General features: G+C 72.4%; 1 protein-coding gene. It reads left to right on the forward strand.

The genetic code is table 11. The features are described from left to right. Window positions 1-51 precede the first annotated feature (51 nt). The coding region (locus ACNFOC_RS55030) for a class II aldolase/adducin family protein (RefSeq protein WP_416966401.1) at window positions 52-616 on the forward strand (565 nt) is incomplete at its 3' end.

Here is a 616-nt window from a genome sequence, read left to right on the forward strand (position 1 = left end):
CGCGACGCCCGGGAGGGTGTGGGAGCTGTGGGGGAGGCGCGGAGGAGGAGTGTGCGTGCGGAGGAGGCGCACGCCTGGGGCGCGCTCGTCGCGACCGCCCGCCGGACGGTCTCCGACGGCCTGGTCGTCGGCACCTCCGGGAACGTCTCGGTCCGCGTCGGCGACACCGTCCTGGTCACACCGTCGGGCGTCCCCTACGACCGCCTCGCGCCCACCGACACGGTCGGCGTCGACCTCGACGGCCGGCAGGTCCTCGGCACCCTGCTCCCGACGAGCGAACTCCCCATGCATCTCGCCGTCTACCGCAGCACCGACGCCCACGCCGTCGTCCACACCCACGCCGTCCACGCGACGGCCGTCTCGACCCTCGTCCCCGAACTCCCCTCGGTGCACTACATGTCCGGGGCCCTCGGCGGCCCGGTCCGGGTTGCCCCGTATGCGACATACGGCACGGAGGAGTTGGCCGAGAACATGCTCCAGGCCCTGGTGGACCGCTCCGCCTGCCTCCTCCAGAACCACGGCACGATCGCCTACGGCACCTCCCTGGACCAGGCGTTCGACCGCACGGCCCAACTGGAGTGGATGTGCCGGCTGTGGCTCACGGCTTCTTCGGTAC

The organism is Streptomyces colwelliae (assembly GCF_048158785.1).
Classification (GTDB): Bacteria; Actinomycetota; Actinomycetes; order Streptomycetales; family Streptomycetaceae; genus Streptomyces.